Genomic DNA, 16,838 nt, shown 5'->3' on the forward strand with positions numbered 1-16,838 from the left:
CGGCCGCGATCAGCCGAAGAAGTCGAACGCCGTCCCGGCGCCCCGCTCGAGCGCGGCGGCGTAGATGACCCGCGCGAGCGCGACGTCCTGGATGGCGAGCCCGGTCGAGCCGAACACGGTGATGCCGCGTCGCCGCGCCCGTTCAGCTTGCCCGCGACGACCTCGCCGAGCGTGCCCTGGATGTGCTCGCGGCGCAGGGCGCCCGCGCGCGCGGCGACGGCCGCCTCCATGGCGAGGGTGCCAACGAACGCACGTGTTCCGACGGCGGGCCGGTGGGCTCGCGTGCTACGCGCGCCGCCTCGGTACGCCCTCTTTCCGCGAAACGGCCTGCTGTCCGGCGCGGATCGCGCATGACGAGCCCGCGGCAAACGCGGCGCGCCAACGAGCACGGATGCCGTGAACCAGAACCAGGGGTTGGCAGGCGAAGCCGTTGCACTGAAGATGGTGCGGCGCTGCGCCGTGGGGTGGAGTGCACCTCACGTCTCGACAATCTCTCTTCTGGTGGAGCGGGTGGATGAACGTACGACTCGTTGCAGGTCTCTTTGTGCTCGCGCTCTCGACGACCGCTGGGTGCGGCGGCGATGACGGCGAACGTGGCGAAGGCGGCGCCGGTGGCGCCGGCGGCTCCGGCGGCGCCGAGCCCACGGGCAGCGGCGCCGGTGCGTCGGGCGCGACCGGCACGGGCGGCAGCGGTGGCGCCGAGCCCGCGGGCTCGGGCGGCAGCGGCGGCGCCGAGCCCGCGGGCACCGGCGGCGCCGAGCCCGCGGGCACCGGCGGCGCGGGTGGCAGCGAGCCCACGGGCACCGGCGGTGCGGGTGGCGCCGAGCCCACGGGCACCGGCGGCTCCGGCGGAGCGAGCCCCTCGCCCTATGGAGCGGCGTGCACCTCCGACGCTGCCTGCCCCGAGGACTACTGCATCACCGAGCGCGAGTGGGGATGGCCGGCCGGCGCCTGCGCGGGCCAGTGCGATCCCGCCGTGGGAGACTGTCCCAACGGCGGCTTCTGTGAAGATTTCGGCGAGGGCCTGGGGTTGTGCCTCCTTCTGTGCAGCGGGCCGGAGGATTGCCGCGACGGCTACCGGTGCAGCGAGGTCAGGGGCGAGCGCACCGCGTGCATCCCTGGGTGCACCGAGAACTCGCAGTGCCGGGCGCTCGGCGTGTGCGACACGCTCGACGGCCTCTGCAAGCTCGGCGAGACGGACTGCTCCGACGGCGAGGACGACGAGGGCGACGAGCGCGTCGACTGCGCGGACAGCGACTGCGCCGCGATCTGCCGCCCGCTCGTCGACGCAGCCTGCGCGGACGCGGCGCCGGTGACGACGTCGACGATCGAGGGCGATACGTCGCTGGGCACACGCGTGTTCGAAGGCACCTGCGGGGGCGTGGGGCCCGGGGACGTCCACCTGTTCACGCCTCCCGCTGGGCAGTCGGGCACGCTCCGCGTCGTGCTCCAGTCGGGGGCGGGGGATCACGTCCTCTACGCCCGCACGGCGTGCGCGGACGGATCCACCGAGATCGCCTGCCAGGCCCAGGCCTCCCCCTCGGGTGCCGGGCCTGAAATCGCGCTCGTCCTGAGCAAGGACCAGGAGGTGCCGATCTTCGTCGACGCCGTCACGTCCGCTGGCGCAGGGCCGTACACGCTGGAGCTCTCGTTCTCTCCGGCCACCTGCGGGGACGGCATCGTCAGCCGGCCCGAGGAGTGCGACGACGGCAACACCGTCAGCAGCGACGGCTGCTCCGCCGAGTGCACCTGGGAGCTCGACGACATCTGCGCCGACGCGCCCGTGGCCGTCCTGGGCGAGAACCGGGGCAACACGACGAGCGGGACGATGGTGTTCGACGGCACCTGCACCAGGCCCGGGATGCGGGAGGGGATCCACGCGATCACGCCGCCGAGCGCCGGCAGGCTCAGGGTGGTGCTGTCCTCCGAGACCGATCAGGGCTTCTACGTGCGGGCCGGCTGCACGGGCCGGCAGCTCGCGTGCATCGAGGAGCAGATCAAGGGCCGCGACGAGAGGACCGATATCACCGTCGACCGCGGCGTGCCGCTGTTCATCTTCGTCGAGCCGTACAACACGCAGGAGGCCGGCCCCTACACGCTCAACCTCTCCTTCACGCCCTCGGGCTGAGCTCCCGCGCCTCGGAGCGCCCTCTCGCCGGGGCGGATGCGGTACGCTGCCCGCGTGCTCTCCGCCCCGCCTCCCCCTCAGCCACTTCGCCCCGCGCGCTGGCTCGCCGCCGCGTTGCTCGCCGTAGGCGCGTGCCAGCCGGCTTCGGCGCCGCCGGCCCGCGCCTCCCAGGACGCCGCGACGCCCCCCGGCGCGACCGACGCCGCGACGCCGGCGCCTCACGACGGCGCCCCGCCGCCGCGGCCCGCGCCGCCCCCCCGCGGCGGCAACGGGAAGCCGGCGCTGGTGGCCGCGAGCGACGGCGCGGCGCTCGATAGCCGGTCTCCGGTGAGGCTCCCGCCGCCGCCGTTCGGCGCGGCGCTCGTCCGGCGCGCGCCGGCCGGAAGCTCCGCCGCGCCGCGCCTCGTGAAGATCGCCGAGAAGAAGAACCAGATCACGGACGAGGCGGCATGGTTCACCACGAACGGCCTCGCGCTGCCGATGATCACGCCGGCGCCTGGCGCGGACGCGGGCGGGGCGAGCGACACCTTCCCCTCCTTCGCTCCCGAGCGCTACCGCGATCAAGCGCTCGTCAAGGTGATCGACCACGGGGACCACAGCGCGCTGCTCTACGGCCCGAACTTCGCCGAGGCGCGCTTCGTCGCGATCCTCGACGCGGCGCGCACGATCGTCGCCTTCTTCGACTTCGAGAGCTTCCTCATGCCGCCCGAGTTCGAGCCCAAGGAAGCCGGCTTCGTGAAGGGCAGCATCGGCTGGGCCGCGGTCGAGGACGGCGTCCTCTACGTCTCGTCGGGGCACAGGACGTATGCGGCCTCGTCGAAGGGCAAGAACGCCTACCTGTCGGCCATCGAGCTCGCCTCGGGACAGCTCCTCTGGCAGAGCGCGCCGCTCGTCTGCAACGCCGACAACTTCGTCTTGCATGGAGATCACCTCCTCTGCGGATACGGCTTCACGGCCGAGCCGGATTTCCTCTATGTCCTCGAGCGCGCCACCGGCAAGGTCGTCTCGAAGCTGCCGCTGAAGAGCGGCCCCGAGTTCCTTGTCGAGAAGGACGGCAAGCTCTTCGTCCGCACCTACGACACGGATTACGTCTTCGAGATCCGCTGAAGCGGGGCCCCGGCGCGCCGAGGAGCGAGATCGATCCAAGGGCCACGGGGGCACGGGGGCACGGGGGCACGGGGGCACGGGGGCACGGGGGCACGGGGGCACGGGGGCGAGCTCGGGCGCACGGCGCAGGGCGCGTGGCAGGCCGAGCGGGGGAGCGCGAGCCGGCGGCGCGCCGGCGTTCGCGGCGCGGGCGCTCGCCCTCGTGCTCGCCATCCTGTCGCTGCTCCTACGCCGCACGACGACACGACGACGCGCCGTGCGCACGTGCTCCCGATCGGCACGGCGGGCGGGCCTTCGCGTCGCTCCGCGCTCCGTGAGGGCCCATCGTGGCCGCCGCCCCCTCGCGGCGCCCCCTGGTGGCAGAGCTCGTCAGGCCGGGCGGCACGGCTCCCGGACGCGACACGCGTGGAGCGCTGACGAGACGCCACGGAACAACATGAAGCCCGCCGCGCGTCGCAAACTGCCCCAGGAGAGGGCGCCCCGTCGCTTCGTGCCACACCGCCGCGCCACCCTGGAGATCCACGAGGGACGCAAGAACTGGCTCCCTCCGCGCAGAGCCTGCGCCTCCGCGCGCGCGCCTGGCGCGCTCGACCGTGAAGGAGCGCGCCGCGCGGCTGGTGCGCGGCTGAGCGGCCATGGCAGCGAACTTGCTACCTGTTCATGCCGAGCACACGCGAGGTGGTCACGGTCGCAGGGCCGATCCCTCCGAGCCTGCGCCTCCGGCGAAGCAGACGCATACCGACGATGCTACAGCGTGATTTGATGCGATGAAAGGAGAGAGCATGCAAGTGGAGCTCACCTTCCGACACATCGGCAAAAGCCCCTCGCTCGAGGAGCTGATCCGGGAGCAAGCGAACAAGATCGAGCGCTTCAACGACCACATCAACAGCTGCGCGGTGGTGGTCGAGCGCGACCACGCGAGCATGGGCACGGGCGGAGAGTACCGCGTGCGCATCGACCTCCACGTGGCCGGCAAGCACGAGATCGTGAGCGAGGAGCGGGCGGCGAGGAACCTGCTGCCGGCGGCGGTGCGCGACGTGTTCCAGCGCGCCGGTCGTCAGCTCAAGAAGCTCGCTGACGAGCAACGGAGCGAGGTGAAGGCACACCCGGCGCAGGACACGGCCGGCGTCATCGCGAAGCTGTTCAACGACTACGGGTTCATCACGACGATCGATGGTCGGGAGATCTATTTCCACGAGCGAAGCATCGTATCGGCTCCGTTCGCCGATCTGAGGGTCGGCATGGGCGTCGCCTACACCGAGGAGGACGGCAACGAGGGGCCTCAGGCGAGCAGCGTGCGCGTCGTGGACGCGCGCGGCGGCAACCGTGGCCGCGAGGAGAACCCTACGCTCAGCTAGCCCGAATGCGCAGGGCGCGCGGGGCTCGAGCGCGCGGCGCGAGCCCCGCCTCCCCGCGGTCCGCCGAGGCTATATCGTCGTATCGCGCCGCCACCGCCAGCGGGGCGCCGGCCGAGGCCTCGAGTCCACCGGGGGCTCTGCCGGCGGCGTCGCGATCTCCTCTCTCTCTTCCTTCGCAGGGGGCATTTCTTCGTCCGCGGGAGGCTCTGGCTGCGGCGGCGCCCTCCGCTGCCGCAGGGCGCACTCCTCGTTCTGCCTCTCCAGCGCGTCGATCTGCGTGGAGGCCTCGTCGAGCCTGCGCTCGAGCAAGCCCGCGCGCGTGGACTCGCGCCTCAGCTCCGACAGGACCGCCCTGAGCTCTTGCTCTCTCGAGCGGAGGGCGGTCCTCACCCTCTCGCGCTCATCCTCGGCCTGTCCGAGCCGCGCCGACAGGCGCTCGCGGTCGCCCTCGAGCCCGGCGATCTCGCGCTCCATGGCGCTCCTCGACTGCTCGTAGCGCTCGTCCGCCTCGGCCTTTGCGGCGGCCGCGGCCTGGGCCGCGCGCCTCGCTCGGAGCTCGGCGCCCTCGGCCAGGCGCTTCGCCTCGGTCATCGAGTCCCTGGCGGAGTTGGCGCTCTTCGCGTCGTCGCTCGCCTTCATCGCGAGCGCGAGCGCCTCCTCGGTGGCGCGCTGCGCCTCGGTCATCTTCGCGAGGGCCTCCTGCGCGGAGGAGTTCGCGGCCGCCTCGAGGCGGCTGTGCTCCCGCGCGGCGCGCTCGGCGGCCTCGGCGGTCGCCCGCGCCCGCGTCGCGTGCACCCAGAACACCGTGGTCGTCGCGACCATGCCCATCAGGAAGACCACGCCGAGCGCAAGGAGCACCCTCGTGAGCCGCTCGCGGCGGGCCTCCGCGCCGAGGGCCGCGTCGAGGAAGCTGCGCTCCAGGCCCGAGAGATCGTCGATGTCCCGGGCCCACGCGGACAGCTCGTGCAGCGCCTTGCCGCGCGGCAGGAGCCTCGGCGCCCTGCCGCTCGCGACCCACATGGAGAGCGCCTCGTCGAGCTCCTTCTTCGCCCGGCCGAGCCGGTGCAGCGCCGTCGCCACCTCCGCCATGCGCGGCCGCGCATCCGGGTCGAACGACAGCACCCGGTGGACGAGGGCGACGAGATCGGGCGGCGTGGCGGCGCTCATCGGGGGCGGCCACGCGCCGCGCGGCGCGTCGGGCGTCTGCCCCTCGAGCAGCTCGTAGAGGATGACGCCGAGGGAGTAGACGTCCGCCTTGACGTCGACGCTCCCGGAGTGGCGCTCCTGCTCCGGCGCCATGTAGCTCCTCGTCCCGAGGCCCCACGCGCCTTCCTGCGTGAACGGCATCGTGGGCTGTCCCGCGCCCCCGCCGCTCGACGCGGGCCCGGCGGGCTCGATGGGCACGCGCCCCGCAGCAGAAGAGACGACCCCGGGCGGGATCTCGACCGGCGCGGGGAGGATCTGGATCGCAGGCCTCTCGAGGCTCACGCGAGGAAGGCTCCGGAGCGCGTCGTCCTCGCGCGGGTCGCTCTCCGCTGTCGAGCTCCCTTCGCTGTCCGCCGTCGTGCGCGCGTCGCTCGCAGGGCCGCTCGCCATCCCCGCCCAGCCGGCGGCGCTCTCGCGGTCAGGCGCCATCCCCACCGTCGGCGCGCTCGGCGCCGAGAGCTCGGTGCGGAGCGTGGGCGCGGACGCAGGCGCGAGGGAGCCCCTCGCATCCAGCTCCAGCACCTCGGGGAGGCCGCCCCAGAGGACCTTCGCGATGCCGAAATCGAGGATCTTGACGCGGCTGCCCCCGGGGGCGAGCTCGTCGTCGATCACCATGATGTTCTCCGGCTTCAGATCGCGGTGGACGACCTTGGACGCGTGGGCCGCGGCCATGGCCGACGCGATCTGGTAGCCGAGCCGCACGACCTGCCGCGGCCGATCCGCGGCCGGCACGGCCTGCACCCAGTCGCGCAGCCCCCGCCCGTCCAGGTACTCCATCACGATGTAGGGCGAGCCGTCCTCGAGCTCACCGGAGTCGAAGACACGGACGATGCCGGGGTGGTTGATGATGTTGACGGCGATCGCCTCCTGCCGGAAGCGAGCCACGACGTCCGGCCGGCGGGCGTAGTCGCCGAGCAGCACCTTGATCGCCGCCCGGGCCCGCGTCTTCGGGTGCCGCGCCCGGAAGACGCGCCCCATCCCGCCGCGGCCGAGCTCCCCCTCGATGAGCCAGCCCCGCAGGATCGCGGGGAACGGCGCGTCCTCGTCCTCCGCGCGGCCTTCGGCCTGACGCGTCTCCATGCCTGCCCATCCTGCACCCGCGCGGCCGCCGGTGGAAGCCCCGACGCGCGCCGGCGCGCCCGACCCGCCGTCTGCACGACGGGCCGCGGGCGCGCCGGCGCGAGGGGCTCAGCTCACCCCGAGCTCGCGCAGTAGCCTGCCCACAGCTCCGGGATGCGCCGCTCGCTCAGGCCCATCACGGGCGCAGGCGGCAGCCACTTCGGCTTCACCGGGGCGCGGAGCAGCTTCATGCCGGCCTGCTCCGGCGTACGCCCCCGCTTCGCCGAGTTGCACGCGTAGCAGGAAGCGACGATGTTGTCCCAGACGGTCTTGCCACCCTGCACACGCGGGATGACGTGATCGTAGTTGAGCTCACGGGCCACCTTCTGCACGCCGCAGTACTGGCAGCGGAAGCCGTCGCGCAGGAGGACGTTGAGCCGCGAGAACTTCACGCCGCGCTTCATCCCCAGCGTCGGCCGCTTCAGCCGCACCACCGCAGGCGCGTTGATGGAGAGCGACGGCGACCGGATGACGTCGTCGTACACCTCGATGACCTCCACCTTGCCCAGGAAGCTCATCGTGACGGCGGTCTGCCAGGGGATGACCTTATGGGGCACCATCCATGGCGTCAAAAGCAGCGTCTGCGCGGTCATGGCCCACCTCTCTATCGTCTCTTTCTCTTCATGACGTCACTCCAGGTTAGACGCAATCGGTGCCCGGGGAGGGAGTCGAACCCCCAGATGGCTGGGTCTAAGCCAGCAGCGTTTGCCGTTTCGCCACCCGGGCAGGGTGTCACCGGTGGGACTCGAACCCACATACCCCGAAGGGCGCAGGATCTCAGCCTGCCACGTATGCCGTTCCGTCACGGTGACGTCCGCGCGACGCGGTCTGAGTGGGAGGATTCGAACCTCCAGCCCCCGGCTCCCCGAGCCGGTGCTCTACCAGGTTGAGCCACACCCAGAGGGTCTTCGTCGCGCGTCGCGGCGGAGCTGTCGCTCCTCCGCGGTCTGGGTGGGGGGATTCGAACCCCCAGTCCCCGGCTCCCGAAGCCGGTGCTCTACCAGGTTGAGCCACACCCAGAAAGTTCTCATCAAGATGGAATTGGCAGGCTCGCTCGCTCGGGCGCGGGCTCTCAAAGGAGCACGCTGGCGAGCGGAGCGGCCCGGTGTCCCCAGCGGGATTCGAACCCGCGCCTCCGGAGCGAAAATCCGGCCGCCTGAGCCTCTAGCGAGATGGGGACAGGGTCACATGATCAAGAGCGCCGACCTGCGGCCCCGGCGCCGCGACGTCGCTGGCGCAGAGCGCCGCGAGGCGCGGCCACTGAAGGGAGCGGTGGAGGAGAATCGAACTCCCGTCGCGAGCCTGGCACGCTCGCACTCTACCGTTGAGCTACCACCGCGGGTTCATCGAAAAAAGAGGCGGGCCGCCGGGCGCCGCGCGCCCGCACATCGTGTGCGGCCGCCGGACGACGGCCCGCCTCGGCAACGAGACGAACGAACGGGCAAAGGGCGCCGTGGGGAGGTCCCAAGGGGGAACTGCCAAGCGACATGGTAACCCACGAGCATTGGCCCGTCCGGTGGAGCGACGAGGGGTCGAACCTCGATCCCTGCCGTGCGAAGGCAGTGTTCTCCCGGTTGAACTATCACCCCGAGCCAGCGGTCCTGGCGTCAGATCTTCATCATCGAACATCCATCTCCTTGTCTCCCCACGTCCTTTAACCCCTTTACCTCTTTTACCTCCTTTACCTCCTTGCCCATTGGACGATCACGCATCGTTCTTATTGGGATCATCGCGCTCCTTTTTTTTGCGGCGGGGTGTGAAGGAATCGAACCTTCTCGCAGGAGTTTTGGAGGCTCCGCCGTCTCCATGACGCACACCCCAAGGCGCCCCCGAGGAGGATCGAACTCCCCTCACCTGATCGACAATCAGGCTGCCTCACCAGATGCATACGAGGGCAAACCAGCGCCGCCGACGGGATTCGAACCCGCGTCATCCAGATTAACGGTAACCGTCCTCCTTCGGCCCGGATCGGGCAAATGGTGGAGAGCGGAATGTCAGGTGCTCTACCAGGCTGAGCTACGGCGGCATGGTCGGGATCCGAGAACCGTCGTCCTTCGGCCCGGATCGGGCGAGAGAGCGGGCGACGGAGAGGAGATCCCGGCGCCCCCGGCGGGACTCGAACCCGCATCGACCGGCTTCGTAGGCCGGCCCCTATCCATTCGGGCTCGGGGGCTTTTGCTGAGAGCAGGACGCTGGAGTCGAACCACGAGAACTGTCCCTCCGAGGCCCGGGAGATCCCGGGCAAAGGGTGAAGGACAGGTGCCATCCATCATGGCGGCGCCCCGCAAAAGGAGGGCGCTCGTGAGGCGCCCTCGTGGGACGGACGGGCCGGCGGAGCCCGTCCGTCACGCTGCCTGTTACGAGACACCCCGGGTGAAATCCGCCATCACCTGGGGGGCCGCCCCGTCGAACCCCACGACATCGAGCATGCCGGGGTCCGTGGGATCGGCGATCGAGAAGCCGGTCGACGTCATGCCGACGACGATCAGCCGGGCCGGTCGGCCCATCGCCTGCCTGTATTCCCTGAGCGCCTGGAACGGGTGAACGCCGCCCGCCCAGGTCTCGTTGTCCGTGTAGATGACGAACGCGTCGACCTCTACGCGGTTCCGCTTCGCCCAGACCATCGGCAACGCGCAGTCGGTGCCGCCGAAGGGCAGGCCATTCACCGCGCGCAGCACGTCGTCGAGGCGCTGCTCCGGCGATATCGACAGCGGCATGAGGCCGGAGACGCCCCCGCCCCACTTGCCGCCGTACCCGCCCGACGCCGCCGAGAAGCCGACGACGCCGTACTCGCGCTCGATCCTCGCCGTCGCCATGGCCATGGCTGCGCTCGCCACGCGCGGCGTCAAGCCAGGGACGCCGGCGATGGAGCCGCTGGTCATGGACCCGGAGATGTCGAGCGCCAGGAGGTGCTTCTTCCCCGTCGGCTCGACCGCCCGGAACGCGAGGTAGAACGCCTCGTTCAGCGCGTCGACGACCTCGCGGACCGGGGTCCACGAGAGCGCGTTGGCGCGCCGGCGAGCGCGCTCGCCGTGGCCCTGCTCATAGACCTTGAGGGCCGAGAGCACGGCGATGGGGTGGACCCTGGCCGCGCGCAGGCGCTCGGCGTCGGTGAGCTGTCGCGCCACCCTGCGGGACGCGTCGCTCATCGGCGAGAGCAGGCCGATCGCGGTCAGCTTCCCCAGGTTCCGGAGGAGCGCTGTCTGAGGCATGTGCTCGAGCAGCGCCTCCCAGACCGCAGGGTCGTTCTTCCACTCGGTCAGGAGCATCTCGTGCGTGAAGCGATGCTGCCTGATCAGCGCGGTGACCTGCTTGCGGTTCGTCGCCGCGCGGAGCGACTCGAACGCGCGCACCGCGTCCGGCAGATCGGTCATGGGCAGCGCCTTGCCGCGCGCCGACTCCTTGCCGAGCGCCTCGATGCCGCCGACGATCCAGCGGTAAAGGGCGTCGTGCTGCGGGGTCGGCGCGACCGGGTGCGCGAGCCTCAGGAGATCGCGGTGGCTGAAGCCGTCGCGCTGCTGGTACTTCATCGCCTGGTACGCGACCCTGTCGACGGGCTTGCCGTTGTACCAGGCGGCGACGGCGGACCGGAGCCCGCGCCCCCACTTGCGGAACCCCCGCACATCGCGGACGAAGTGGAAGAGATCCGTCCCGGTGCGGCACACCTCGGGCAAGGCCGCGAGGGCGGCCTGCCGGGTCTCGAGCTTCGCGTCGGCGGCGGCGATCGCGAGCGCGAAGATCGCGGGCGCGTTCTTCGGCGCTCGCCCCGAGCCGCTGATGTCGACGATGCGCTGCACGGCGCGGGGCCCGTCCGCGGCGAGGCACGCCTCGACGGCGCGGGCGTTCTCCACCGTGAGCTTCCGCTCGGTCGCGTAGTAGGTCCCCCCCTCGGCGCCGAGGATCAGCCAGCGGTCGAGCCTCGCCCACTCGTCGAGGGCGAAGGCGAAGCCGCCGGCGCTGTTCTTCGCCTGATCGGCGCGGGCCTTCTGCCGCTGCGGGGTGACCAGCGCGGCGAAGTGCTTCAGATAATCGGCCATCACACCACCTCCGGCCCGGGCCCCCGGGCAATAGAGGACGGATAAAAGAGCGTGCTCGGGTTGATCTCCCAAAGATAACCGAGCCCGTTCGACCCGTCCTGGGTGGGCGTACGGGGATCGAACCCGCCTACGCAGGGTCACAACCTGCCCTCTTCACCAGAAGAGAAACACCCACGCAAACCATCGTCGGGATGGCCGGAATCGAACCGGCGGATCTCCTCACCCCAGATGAGGCGCCTTTCCACTAGGCTACATCCCGCAGCGCCCGCTCGAACGAGGCGCCGACGCGCCCCCGGCGGGCGGCGAGCCGGCGCCTCGCGTGAGCGAAACGGGCCTGCCTCCCGCGATGGGGGCGCGGCTCCGGCGGGAGGAATCGAACCTCCAACCACCCGCTTAACAGGCGGGCGCTCTACCATTGAGCTACACCGGAACATGGAGGCGCAACGCGCCTCCACTTCATCATCCTGGATTGTCACAGATCAGGTGTCCCCGACGCCGGCGCGGCTGCGCCGGCGAGGACAGGTGGACCCGAGAGGAATCGAACCTCCAACCGTCCGCTTAAGAGGCGGCTGCTCTATCCAGCTGAGCTACGGGTCCGCGCGGAGGGCACACCTCCGCATGGCCTGCCGTGTCAGCAAGCCAAACCACGTCGACCATTCCGCGTAAGCATTACCCGGCGCCGTGAACGCGCGCCGCGGCGCTCATCCTCGAATCGAATGCTCCCAGCGCATTCAATGCCGCGCCTCCTTTCTCCGGGCGCAACTCCCCCACCCCAGCGCGCGACGACGTCGCGCGCCGCGCGCAAGACAACTCATCTCCTCGACTCGCCGGCAGCCCGCGATCCACAGCAGGCCGATAGCCCACAGCAGATCTCCAGCCACCGGCAGGCCGACAGCCCACAGCAGATCTCCAGCCCACGAGCGGGCCGATAGCCGCAACGAGCCGACAGCCCACAAGCCCCCAGAACGCCGAAGGCCGCCTGGGTTTCCCGAGGCGGCCTTCGCGAACGTCGTCGATCGACGCGTGCTTAGCTGCCTCTAGGCGCTATTCTCCGGGTTACCGAGCTTCCGCGACGGACGGAGGCTGCAAGGGTAGCCTGGATTATGCGCCCAATGTTCACCACCCAGCAGGCGATCCCATGCCATGGCCGCATCGGGCGTTCCCGACTTGGACAGGATGGTGACGAGCTGCAGGTTGTCGCGGCGGCTGAACATGGCGAATCCTCGTGTTCGGATTAAGTACTCCCCTTGGACGGGCTGCGCAACAGAAAAGTTCCTCGAGTCGATTCTTTTTTCGCCGCCTTCAACGCCTTCACCATTGGCGCGCTCCCTCGGCGCTCGCCGGTCCGAGCGCGGTCGGTGCAATCGAAGAACCGCGCCATCTTCCATCTTCCATCTTCCCTTTGCCGGCGCCCGCCCTGGACCTGATATGCCGCGGGCGTCAGGCGCGACCCGCGGCGGCGCTCAGGCCTCCTGAGCCAGGGGCGACGGCAGCAGGCGACCGCGCGCAGCGCACCTCGTGGCCTATTTCGTGCTGACGTTGTCGCCGACGCTGGCGCCGAGCCGGACTCGCTCGTCGCAGCCGCCACCGGAGACGACCAGCTGACCGCCCTGCACTTTCACGACGGCCTCGCCCCCATCCGGCCAGCGCAGCGCCACGATCGCCCGGCCGGTGCGCGCGTCATAGAACGTCCGCTCGCGGTAGCTCGCGCCGTCCCGACAGCGCATCTCGCCATCGACCTCTCCGTCGTAGACCGCGCCAGCGCCGTTGAAGGAGCTCTCCAGCACGAGCAGCTCCCCCTCGACCGAGCCGCTCACGCTGCGTGTCCCATGGCAGTGCGCGGGCCAGCCCCCCGAATGACCGCCGTTCACGACCAGGAACCCGTCCGGCTTGCGGGGGAAGACCACATGGTTGCTGTGGTGCACGTACATCATGTAGTCGCGAGGGAAGACCCACGGCGGACCGCCGGTGCACGGGCTGTCCGCCCACCTCGAGTCGGGCCTGCACAGGCGCTCTCGCGCCGCGGCCTCGCTCGTCGCCTCGCGGGGCGCCTGCTCGGCGGTGCCGATCCGCGCGAGGAGCTCGGTCCACCCCTTCACGAGCTCGGCGCCCTCGAGGTCGGCCTTGCGGACCTCCACGGTGCACGTCGATCTGCCGGCGAGCTTGCCGCGCGTCGCCGCCGAGGGCTTGAGCAGGTGCGCGTTGGCATAAGCGACCCGGGCCGCCTCGGCGTCGCCCGCCCTGTCGCGCAGGAGCCCGAGGTTGAACCAGATCTGGGAGCGCAGCTCGGGATCGCCCGCCCCCGCGAGCGCCGCGTCGAAATCGTGGTCCGCCGCTTCGCTGTCGCCCGCCGTCAGGTGCGCGAAGCCTCGCTCCGCGAGCGCCCGCGCGTCGCTCGGGTCCGCGGCGATCGCCTCGGAGAACGCCTGGATGGCCGCGTTGAAGTCCCGCTTCTTGGTCGCGAGCCGGCCTCTGGCCAGCGCGGCCTTGTACGTGGCGAGGGCCTGCTTCTCCTTCTCGGTGAGCGGGCGCGCGCTCGGGGCGGGCAACGCCGACGGCGCCGGCGGCGCAGCGCTGCTCGCCGACGCGACGGCGGCCGGTGAGCTCGCCGCGACGGGCGGCGCGCTCTCGGCGGTCGGTCGCGGCGGCTGGTCACGGCAGCCCGCGGCGACGCACGCCGCGATGAAGCCGAGCGCGAGGCGCCTCTCGATTTCGCGCGTGCGGTGACAGCCGGTGATGTCGGTGGTCATGGTGCCCATCCTCGCCCGTCCGGATCGAGCCTGTCACCGCGGATCGACGCCGGCAGGCCGCGCTCCTCGCGCCCGAGTCGGCGAGCTTTTTGGAGGACGGGGCGTCTCTCGTGCGTGGTCGCACCGGAGCGCGACGGCGCTCTACAGGGCGCCGACGCGCTCCGCGGCCACCTCGGCGGAGCGCACGGCGGCGTCGATCCCGGAGCCGTGGAACGCCGATCCGGCGAGGAGCACGCCGCTGCCGGCGAGGGCGTGCTCGACCTCTCTGACCCGCGCCGCGTGCGCAGGAGTGGAGACCGGGAGCGCGCTCGACCAGCGCGAGACCCACGCGCGCTCGGAGGGCCCGTGCACGCGCAGCACGCGCGCGAGCGAGGCCTCGGCGCGCGCCGTCCAGGCGTCGTCGCCCATCTGCTCGAGGTCCGCCGGATCGGGGCGGAAGAAGAGGCGAAGCGTGACGTGGCCGGCGGGGGCGCGATCGGCGAACTTCGAGGTCGTGAACGTGCACGCGCGGAAGCCGTGCGCCTGGTGCCCCGCGGCGACGACGAAGCCGGTGCCGTCGAGCGGATGCTCGATCGCGGCGCGCGGGTACGCCAGCGAGACGGTCACGCTGGAGAGCGTCTCGGCGTCGCGGAGCGCCCGCCCCGCCTCTCCGAGCAGCGCGGCCGCGCCGGCGGCGTGGGTGGCGAGGACGACCGCGTCGGCGTCTATCTCGGCCCCTCCGGCGAGCGCGAGGCGGAAGCCCCCGGCCACCTTCGCGAGCGAGGCGACGGCTGCGGAGGAGCGCACCTCGACGCGCCCGGCGATCGCGAGCGCGAGCGTCTCGGTCAGCTGCGCCATGCCGAGGCGGAAGGTCCGGATCCCCTTGCCGAGCTCGTCGCGCGGCACCTGGAAGCCGAGGAACTCCGCCGCCTCGCCCGGCGCGAGCTCCCGCAGCGCGACGCCGTCGAAGCCGAACGACCGGTGCGTCTCCTGACCGACGAGATCGCCGGCGATACCGAGCGCGCTCGCCAGCCCAGGGACGGCCTCGCTCCGCGCGATGAACCCCTCGGCGCCGAGCTCGACGACGAAGCCCGAGGCCCGCTCCGTCCAGAGCTGTCCGCCGACCCGCGGAGCCGCCTCGACGAGCGTCACCTGATCGCCCGCCATCGCCCGCCGGAACGCAACGATGCACCCGGCCAGACCGCCTCCAATGACGGCAATGCGTCGCATCGCGCCTCTATACCACGAGGCGATAACAATGTGAGAAGCACTGCATCCGGCGAGCAAGATCCGCCCGGGCTCGCCCGTCGGTGATACCCCTGTGAGAAACACTCCATTCACCGGCCGGCAACCACCCGAGTTCGCCCGCTCACGCGCTCAAGCGGTCAAGGAATGCTCGCCGGCGCGCGCGCGTCGGTTTAGAATGCCTCCATGGTGAGGATCTCAAAGTATTTCGACGTCAAGAGAGACGCCTATGGCCGCGAGTACATGGAGGTGTACTTCGACGGAATCGCCCTCCTCAGGCTCGTCATGACCAACAAGGGGACGGCCTTCACGCCGGAAGAGCGCGTGAACCTCGGGCTCGACGGGCTGCTCCCGCCGCAGGTCAACACCATGGAACAGCAGCTCGCCCGCGTCTATGGCGGGTTTCGCCGCGAGCCGACGCCGATCGCCAAGTATCAGTATCTGCGGGCGCTCCAGGAGCGCAACGAGATCCTCTACTATGCGCTGCTCAATCGTCACCTCGGCGAGATGCTGCCCATCGTCTACACGCCGACCGTGGGCGAGGCCGTGCAGCAGTTCAACTTCCTCTATCAGAGCGCGCGCGGCGTCTCGTTCTCTCCTGTGAACATCGATCGCGCCCAGCGCGTGCTCGCGAGCTTCCCGTGGGAGGACGTGCGCATGATCGTGGCGACCGACTCCTCCGCGATCCTCGGCATCGGCGACCAGGGTTACGGCGGGCTCGCCATCCCGATCGGCAAGCTCGCGCTCTACACCGCGGGCGGCGGCGTGAGCCCGTTCCACACGATGCCCGTTGTCCTCGACGTGGGGACCGACCGGGCCGATCTCATCGAGGACCCGTTCTACCTCGGTGTTCGCCAGCGCCGCCTGCGCGGCGACGCCTACTTCGACTTCTTCGACAGGTTCGTCGACGCCGTGAAGAGCAGCTGCCCCCGCGCCGTCATCCAGTGGGAGGACCTCTCCAAGGAGGCCGCCTTCTCCGTGCTGGATCGGTACCGGAAGGTGATCCCCTCCTTCAACGACGATATCCAGGGGACAGGGGCGGTCACCCTCGCGGGCGTGGTCGCCGCGTGCAGGCTGCGCGGCGAGCGGCTCAGGGATCAATCGGTGGTCATCCACGGCGCGGGCGCGGGCGGCGTCGGCGTCGCCTGGGCCATCTGCCAGGGGATGCTCCGCGACGGGCTCACCGAGGACGAGGCGCTCGCCCGCATCTTCGTCCTCGACTCCAAGGGCCTGCTCGCGAAGGACCGCCCGATGGAGGAGTACAAGCGCAAGTTCGCGCAGGATCCGGGGAAGATCGCCGCATGGAAGAAGGCCGGGGCCGTGCCGACGCTGCTCGAGACCCTCGAGAACACGCGCGCGACCGTGCTCCTCGGGCTGTCCGGGCAGCCGCGCTCGTTCAGCGAGCCCGTGATCAAGGCGATGGCCGCCAACACCCCGCGGCCGGTCATCTTCGCCCTCTCCAACCCGACGAGCTCCTGCGAGGCGCTCCCCGAGGAGATCCTCGCCCTGACCGAGGGCCGCGCGCTCGTCGCGACCGGCAGCCCTTTCCCGCCCGTGGAGGTCGACGGCAGGACCATCCCCATCGGCCAGGGGAACAACGCCTTCATCTTCCCGGGGCTCGGGTTCGGCTCCATCCTGTCCGACGCGCGCGAGATCACGGACGGCATGGTGCTCGCGGCGGCGTATGCGCTCGTCGACTACACGGCGGAGAAGCACCTCGACAAGGGGCTCATCTACCCGCCCGTGGAGGAGCTCCAGGAGGTCTCCACGCGCGTCGCCATCGCGGTCATCCGGGCGGCGTTCGAGGACGGCGTCGCGAGGAGCGAGAAGGTCGACCGCGGGAACGTCGAGGCCTATGTGAAGGCGCGGTTCTGGCAGCCGAAGTACCTGCCGTTCGTCCGCGGCTAGC

The 16,838-nt window shown here is 71.1% G+C and carries 11 protein-coding genes and 15 tRNA genes; 4 read left to right on the forward strand and 22 right to left on the reverse strand.

The window, feature by feature from the left end:
* Nucleotides 1–9: 9 nt before the first annotated feature.
* Nucleotides 10–117, reverse strand: a complete 108-nt coding sequence (locus tag WMF11_RS31825) for a hypothetical protein (protein WP_437902994.1) — start codon at nt 115–117, stop codon at nt 10–12.
* Between the two features lie 397 nt (nt 118–514).
* Between WMF11_RS31825 and WMF11_RS31830 the strand changes: the two genes are divergently transcribed.
* The 3 genes from WMF11_RS31830 to WMF11_RS31840 all read left to right on the forward strand — a co-directional run bounded on the left by WMF11_RS31830 (nt 515) and on the right by WMF11_RS31840 (nt 4,593).
* Nucleotides 515–2,128, forward strand: a complete 1,614-nt coding sequence (locus WMF11_RS31830; protein WP_437973426.1) for a DUF4215 domain-containing protein — start codon at nt 515–517, stop codon at nt 2,126–2,128.
* Between the two features lie 54 nt (nt 2,129–2,182).
* Nucleotides 2,183–3,235 (forward strand): hypothetical protein, encoded by a 1,053-nt coding sequence (locus WMF11_RS31835; protein WP_437973427.1) that lies wholly within the window; start codon nt 2,183–2,185, stop codon nt 3,233–3,235.
* Nucleotides 3,236–4,017: 782 nt separating this feature from the next.
* Nucleotides 4,018–4,593 (forward strand): HPF/RaiA family ribosome-associated protein, encoded by a 576-nt coding sequence (locus tag WMF11_RS31840; protein WP_437902997.1) that lies wholly within the window; start codon nt 4,018–4,020, stop codon nt 4,591–4,593.
* Nucleotides 4,594–4,662: 69 nt separating this feature from the next.
* Here the strand turns inward: WMF11_RS31840 and WMF11_RS31845 are convergent, their stop codons facing one another.
* From WMF11_RS31845 to WMF11_RS31945, 21 genes are all read right to left on the reverse strand, one after another.
* Entirely contained in the window at nt 4,663–6,879 is a 2,217-nt protein-coding gene (locus WMF11_RS31845) for a protein kinase domain-containing protein (protein ID WP_437973428.1), read from the reverse strand.
* A gap of 113 nt (nt 6,880–6,992) precedes the next feature.
* Nucleotides 6,993–7,511: an HNH endonuclease gene (locus tag WMF11_RS31850; protein WP_437542507.1), complete on the reverse strand. Its 519-nt coding sequence runs from the start codon at nt 7,509–7,511 to the stop codon at nt 6,993–6,995.
* Nucleotides 7,512–7,571: 60 nt separating this feature from the next.
* Nucleotides 7,572–7,644, reverse strand: a tRNA-Leu gene (locus WMF11_RS31855).
* 4 nt (nt 7,645–7,648) lie between these two features.
* Nucleotides 7,649–7,730: transfer RNA gene (locus WMF11_RS31860), tRNA-Leu, on the reverse strand.
* Nucleotides 7,731–7,745: 15 nt separating this feature from the next.
* Nucleotides 7,746–7,819 (reverse strand) — tRNA-Pro (locus WMF11_RS31865).
* Between the two features lie 45 nt (nt 7,820–7,864).
* A tRNA-Pro gene (locus WMF11_RS31870) sits at nt 7,865–7,938 on the reverse strand.
* An 86-nt stretch (nt 7,939–8,024) separates the two neighbouring features.
* Nucleotides 8,025–8,098, reverse strand: a tRNA-Glu gene (locus WMF11_RS31875).
* A gap of 88 nt (nt 8,099–8,186) precedes the next feature.
* Nucleotides 8,187–8,257 (reverse strand) — tRNA-Gly (locus tag WMF11_RS31880).
* A 178-nt stretch (nt 8,258–8,435) separates the two neighbouring features.
* A tRNA-Ala gene (locus tag WMF11_RS31885) sits at nt 8,436–8,507 on the reverse strand.
* A 161-nt stretch (nt 8,508–8,668) separates the two neighbouring features.
* Nucleotides 8,669–8,738: transfer RNA gene (locus tag WMF11_RS31890), tRNA-Trp, on the reverse strand.
* Between the two features lie 4 nt (nt 8,739–8,742).
* Nucleotides 8,743–8,814, reverse strand: a tRNA-Asp gene (locus WMF11_RS31895).
* A gap of 7 nt (nt 8,815–8,821) precedes the next feature.
* Nucleotides 8,822–8,944: transfer RNA gene (locus tag WMF11_RS31900), tRNA-OTHER, on the reverse strand.
* Nucleotides 8,945–9,019: 75 nt separating this feature from the next.
* A tRNA-Arg gene (locus WMF11_RS31905) sits at nt 9,020–9,091 on the reverse strand.
* A 184-nt stretch (nt 9,092–9,275) separates the two neighbouring features.
* The gene (locus WMF11_RS31910; protein ID WP_437903000.1) at nt 9,276–10,955 is read right to left on the reverse strand and encodes a TROVE domain-containing protein; all 1,680 of its coding nucleotides are present in this window, start codon (nt 10,953–10,955) and stop codon (nt 9,276–9,278) included.
* A gap of 99 nt (nt 10,956–11,054) precedes the next feature.
* Nucleotides 11,055–11,129 (reverse strand) — tRNA-His (locus WMF11_RS31915).
* 12 nt (nt 11,130–11,141) lie between these two features.
* Nucleotides 11,142–11,214: transfer RNA gene (locus tag WMF11_RS31920), tRNA-Pro, on the reverse strand.
* A gap of 99 nt (nt 11,215–11,313) precedes the next feature.
* Nucleotides 11,314–11,385: transfer RNA gene (locus WMF11_RS31925), tRNA-Asn, on the reverse strand.
* 93 nt (nt 11,386–11,478) lie between these two features.
* Nucleotides 11,479–11,552 (reverse strand) — tRNA-Lys (locus tag WMF11_RS31930).
* Nucleotides 11,553–11,992: 440 nt separating this feature from the next.
* On the reverse strand, nt 11,993–12,169 hold the full coding sequence (locus WMF11_RS31935; RefSeq protein ID WP_437903002.1) for a hypothetical protein: 177 nt from the start codon (nt 12,167–12,169) through the stop codon (nt 11,993–11,995).
* 309 nt (nt 12,170–12,478) lie between these two features.
* Nucleotides 12,479–13,705 carry a tetratricopeptide repeat protein gene (locus WMF11_RS31940; RefSeq protein WP_437973429.1) on the reverse strand — a complete coding sequence of 409 codons (1,227 nt, stop codon included), beginning with the start codon at nt 13,703–13,705 and terminating at the stop codon, nt 12,479–12,481.
* A gap of 141 nt (nt 13,706–13,846) precedes the next feature.
* On the reverse strand, nt 13,847–14,914 hold the full coding sequence (locus WMF11_RS31945; protein ID WP_437973430.1) for a protoporphyrinogen/coproporphyrinogen oxidase: 1,068 nt from the start codon (nt 14,912–14,914) through the stop codon (nt 13,847–13,849).
* A 204-nt stretch (nt 14,915–15,118) separates the two neighbouring features.
* On the opposite strand from WMF11_RS31945, the gene WMF11_RS31950 reads away from it, so the two are divergent.
* Entirely contained in the window at nt 15,119–16,837 is a 1,719-nt protein-coding gene (locus WMF11_RS31950; protein ID WP_437979363.1) for an NAD-dependent malic enzyme, read from the forward strand.
* The last annotated feature ends 1 nt before the right edge of the window (nt 16,838 follow it).

The organism is Sorangium sp. So ce295 (genome assembly GCF_051527405.1).
Classification (GTDB): domain Bacteria; phylum Myxococcota_A; class Polyangia; order Polyangiales; family Polyangiaceae; genus Sorangium; species Sorangium cellulosum_B.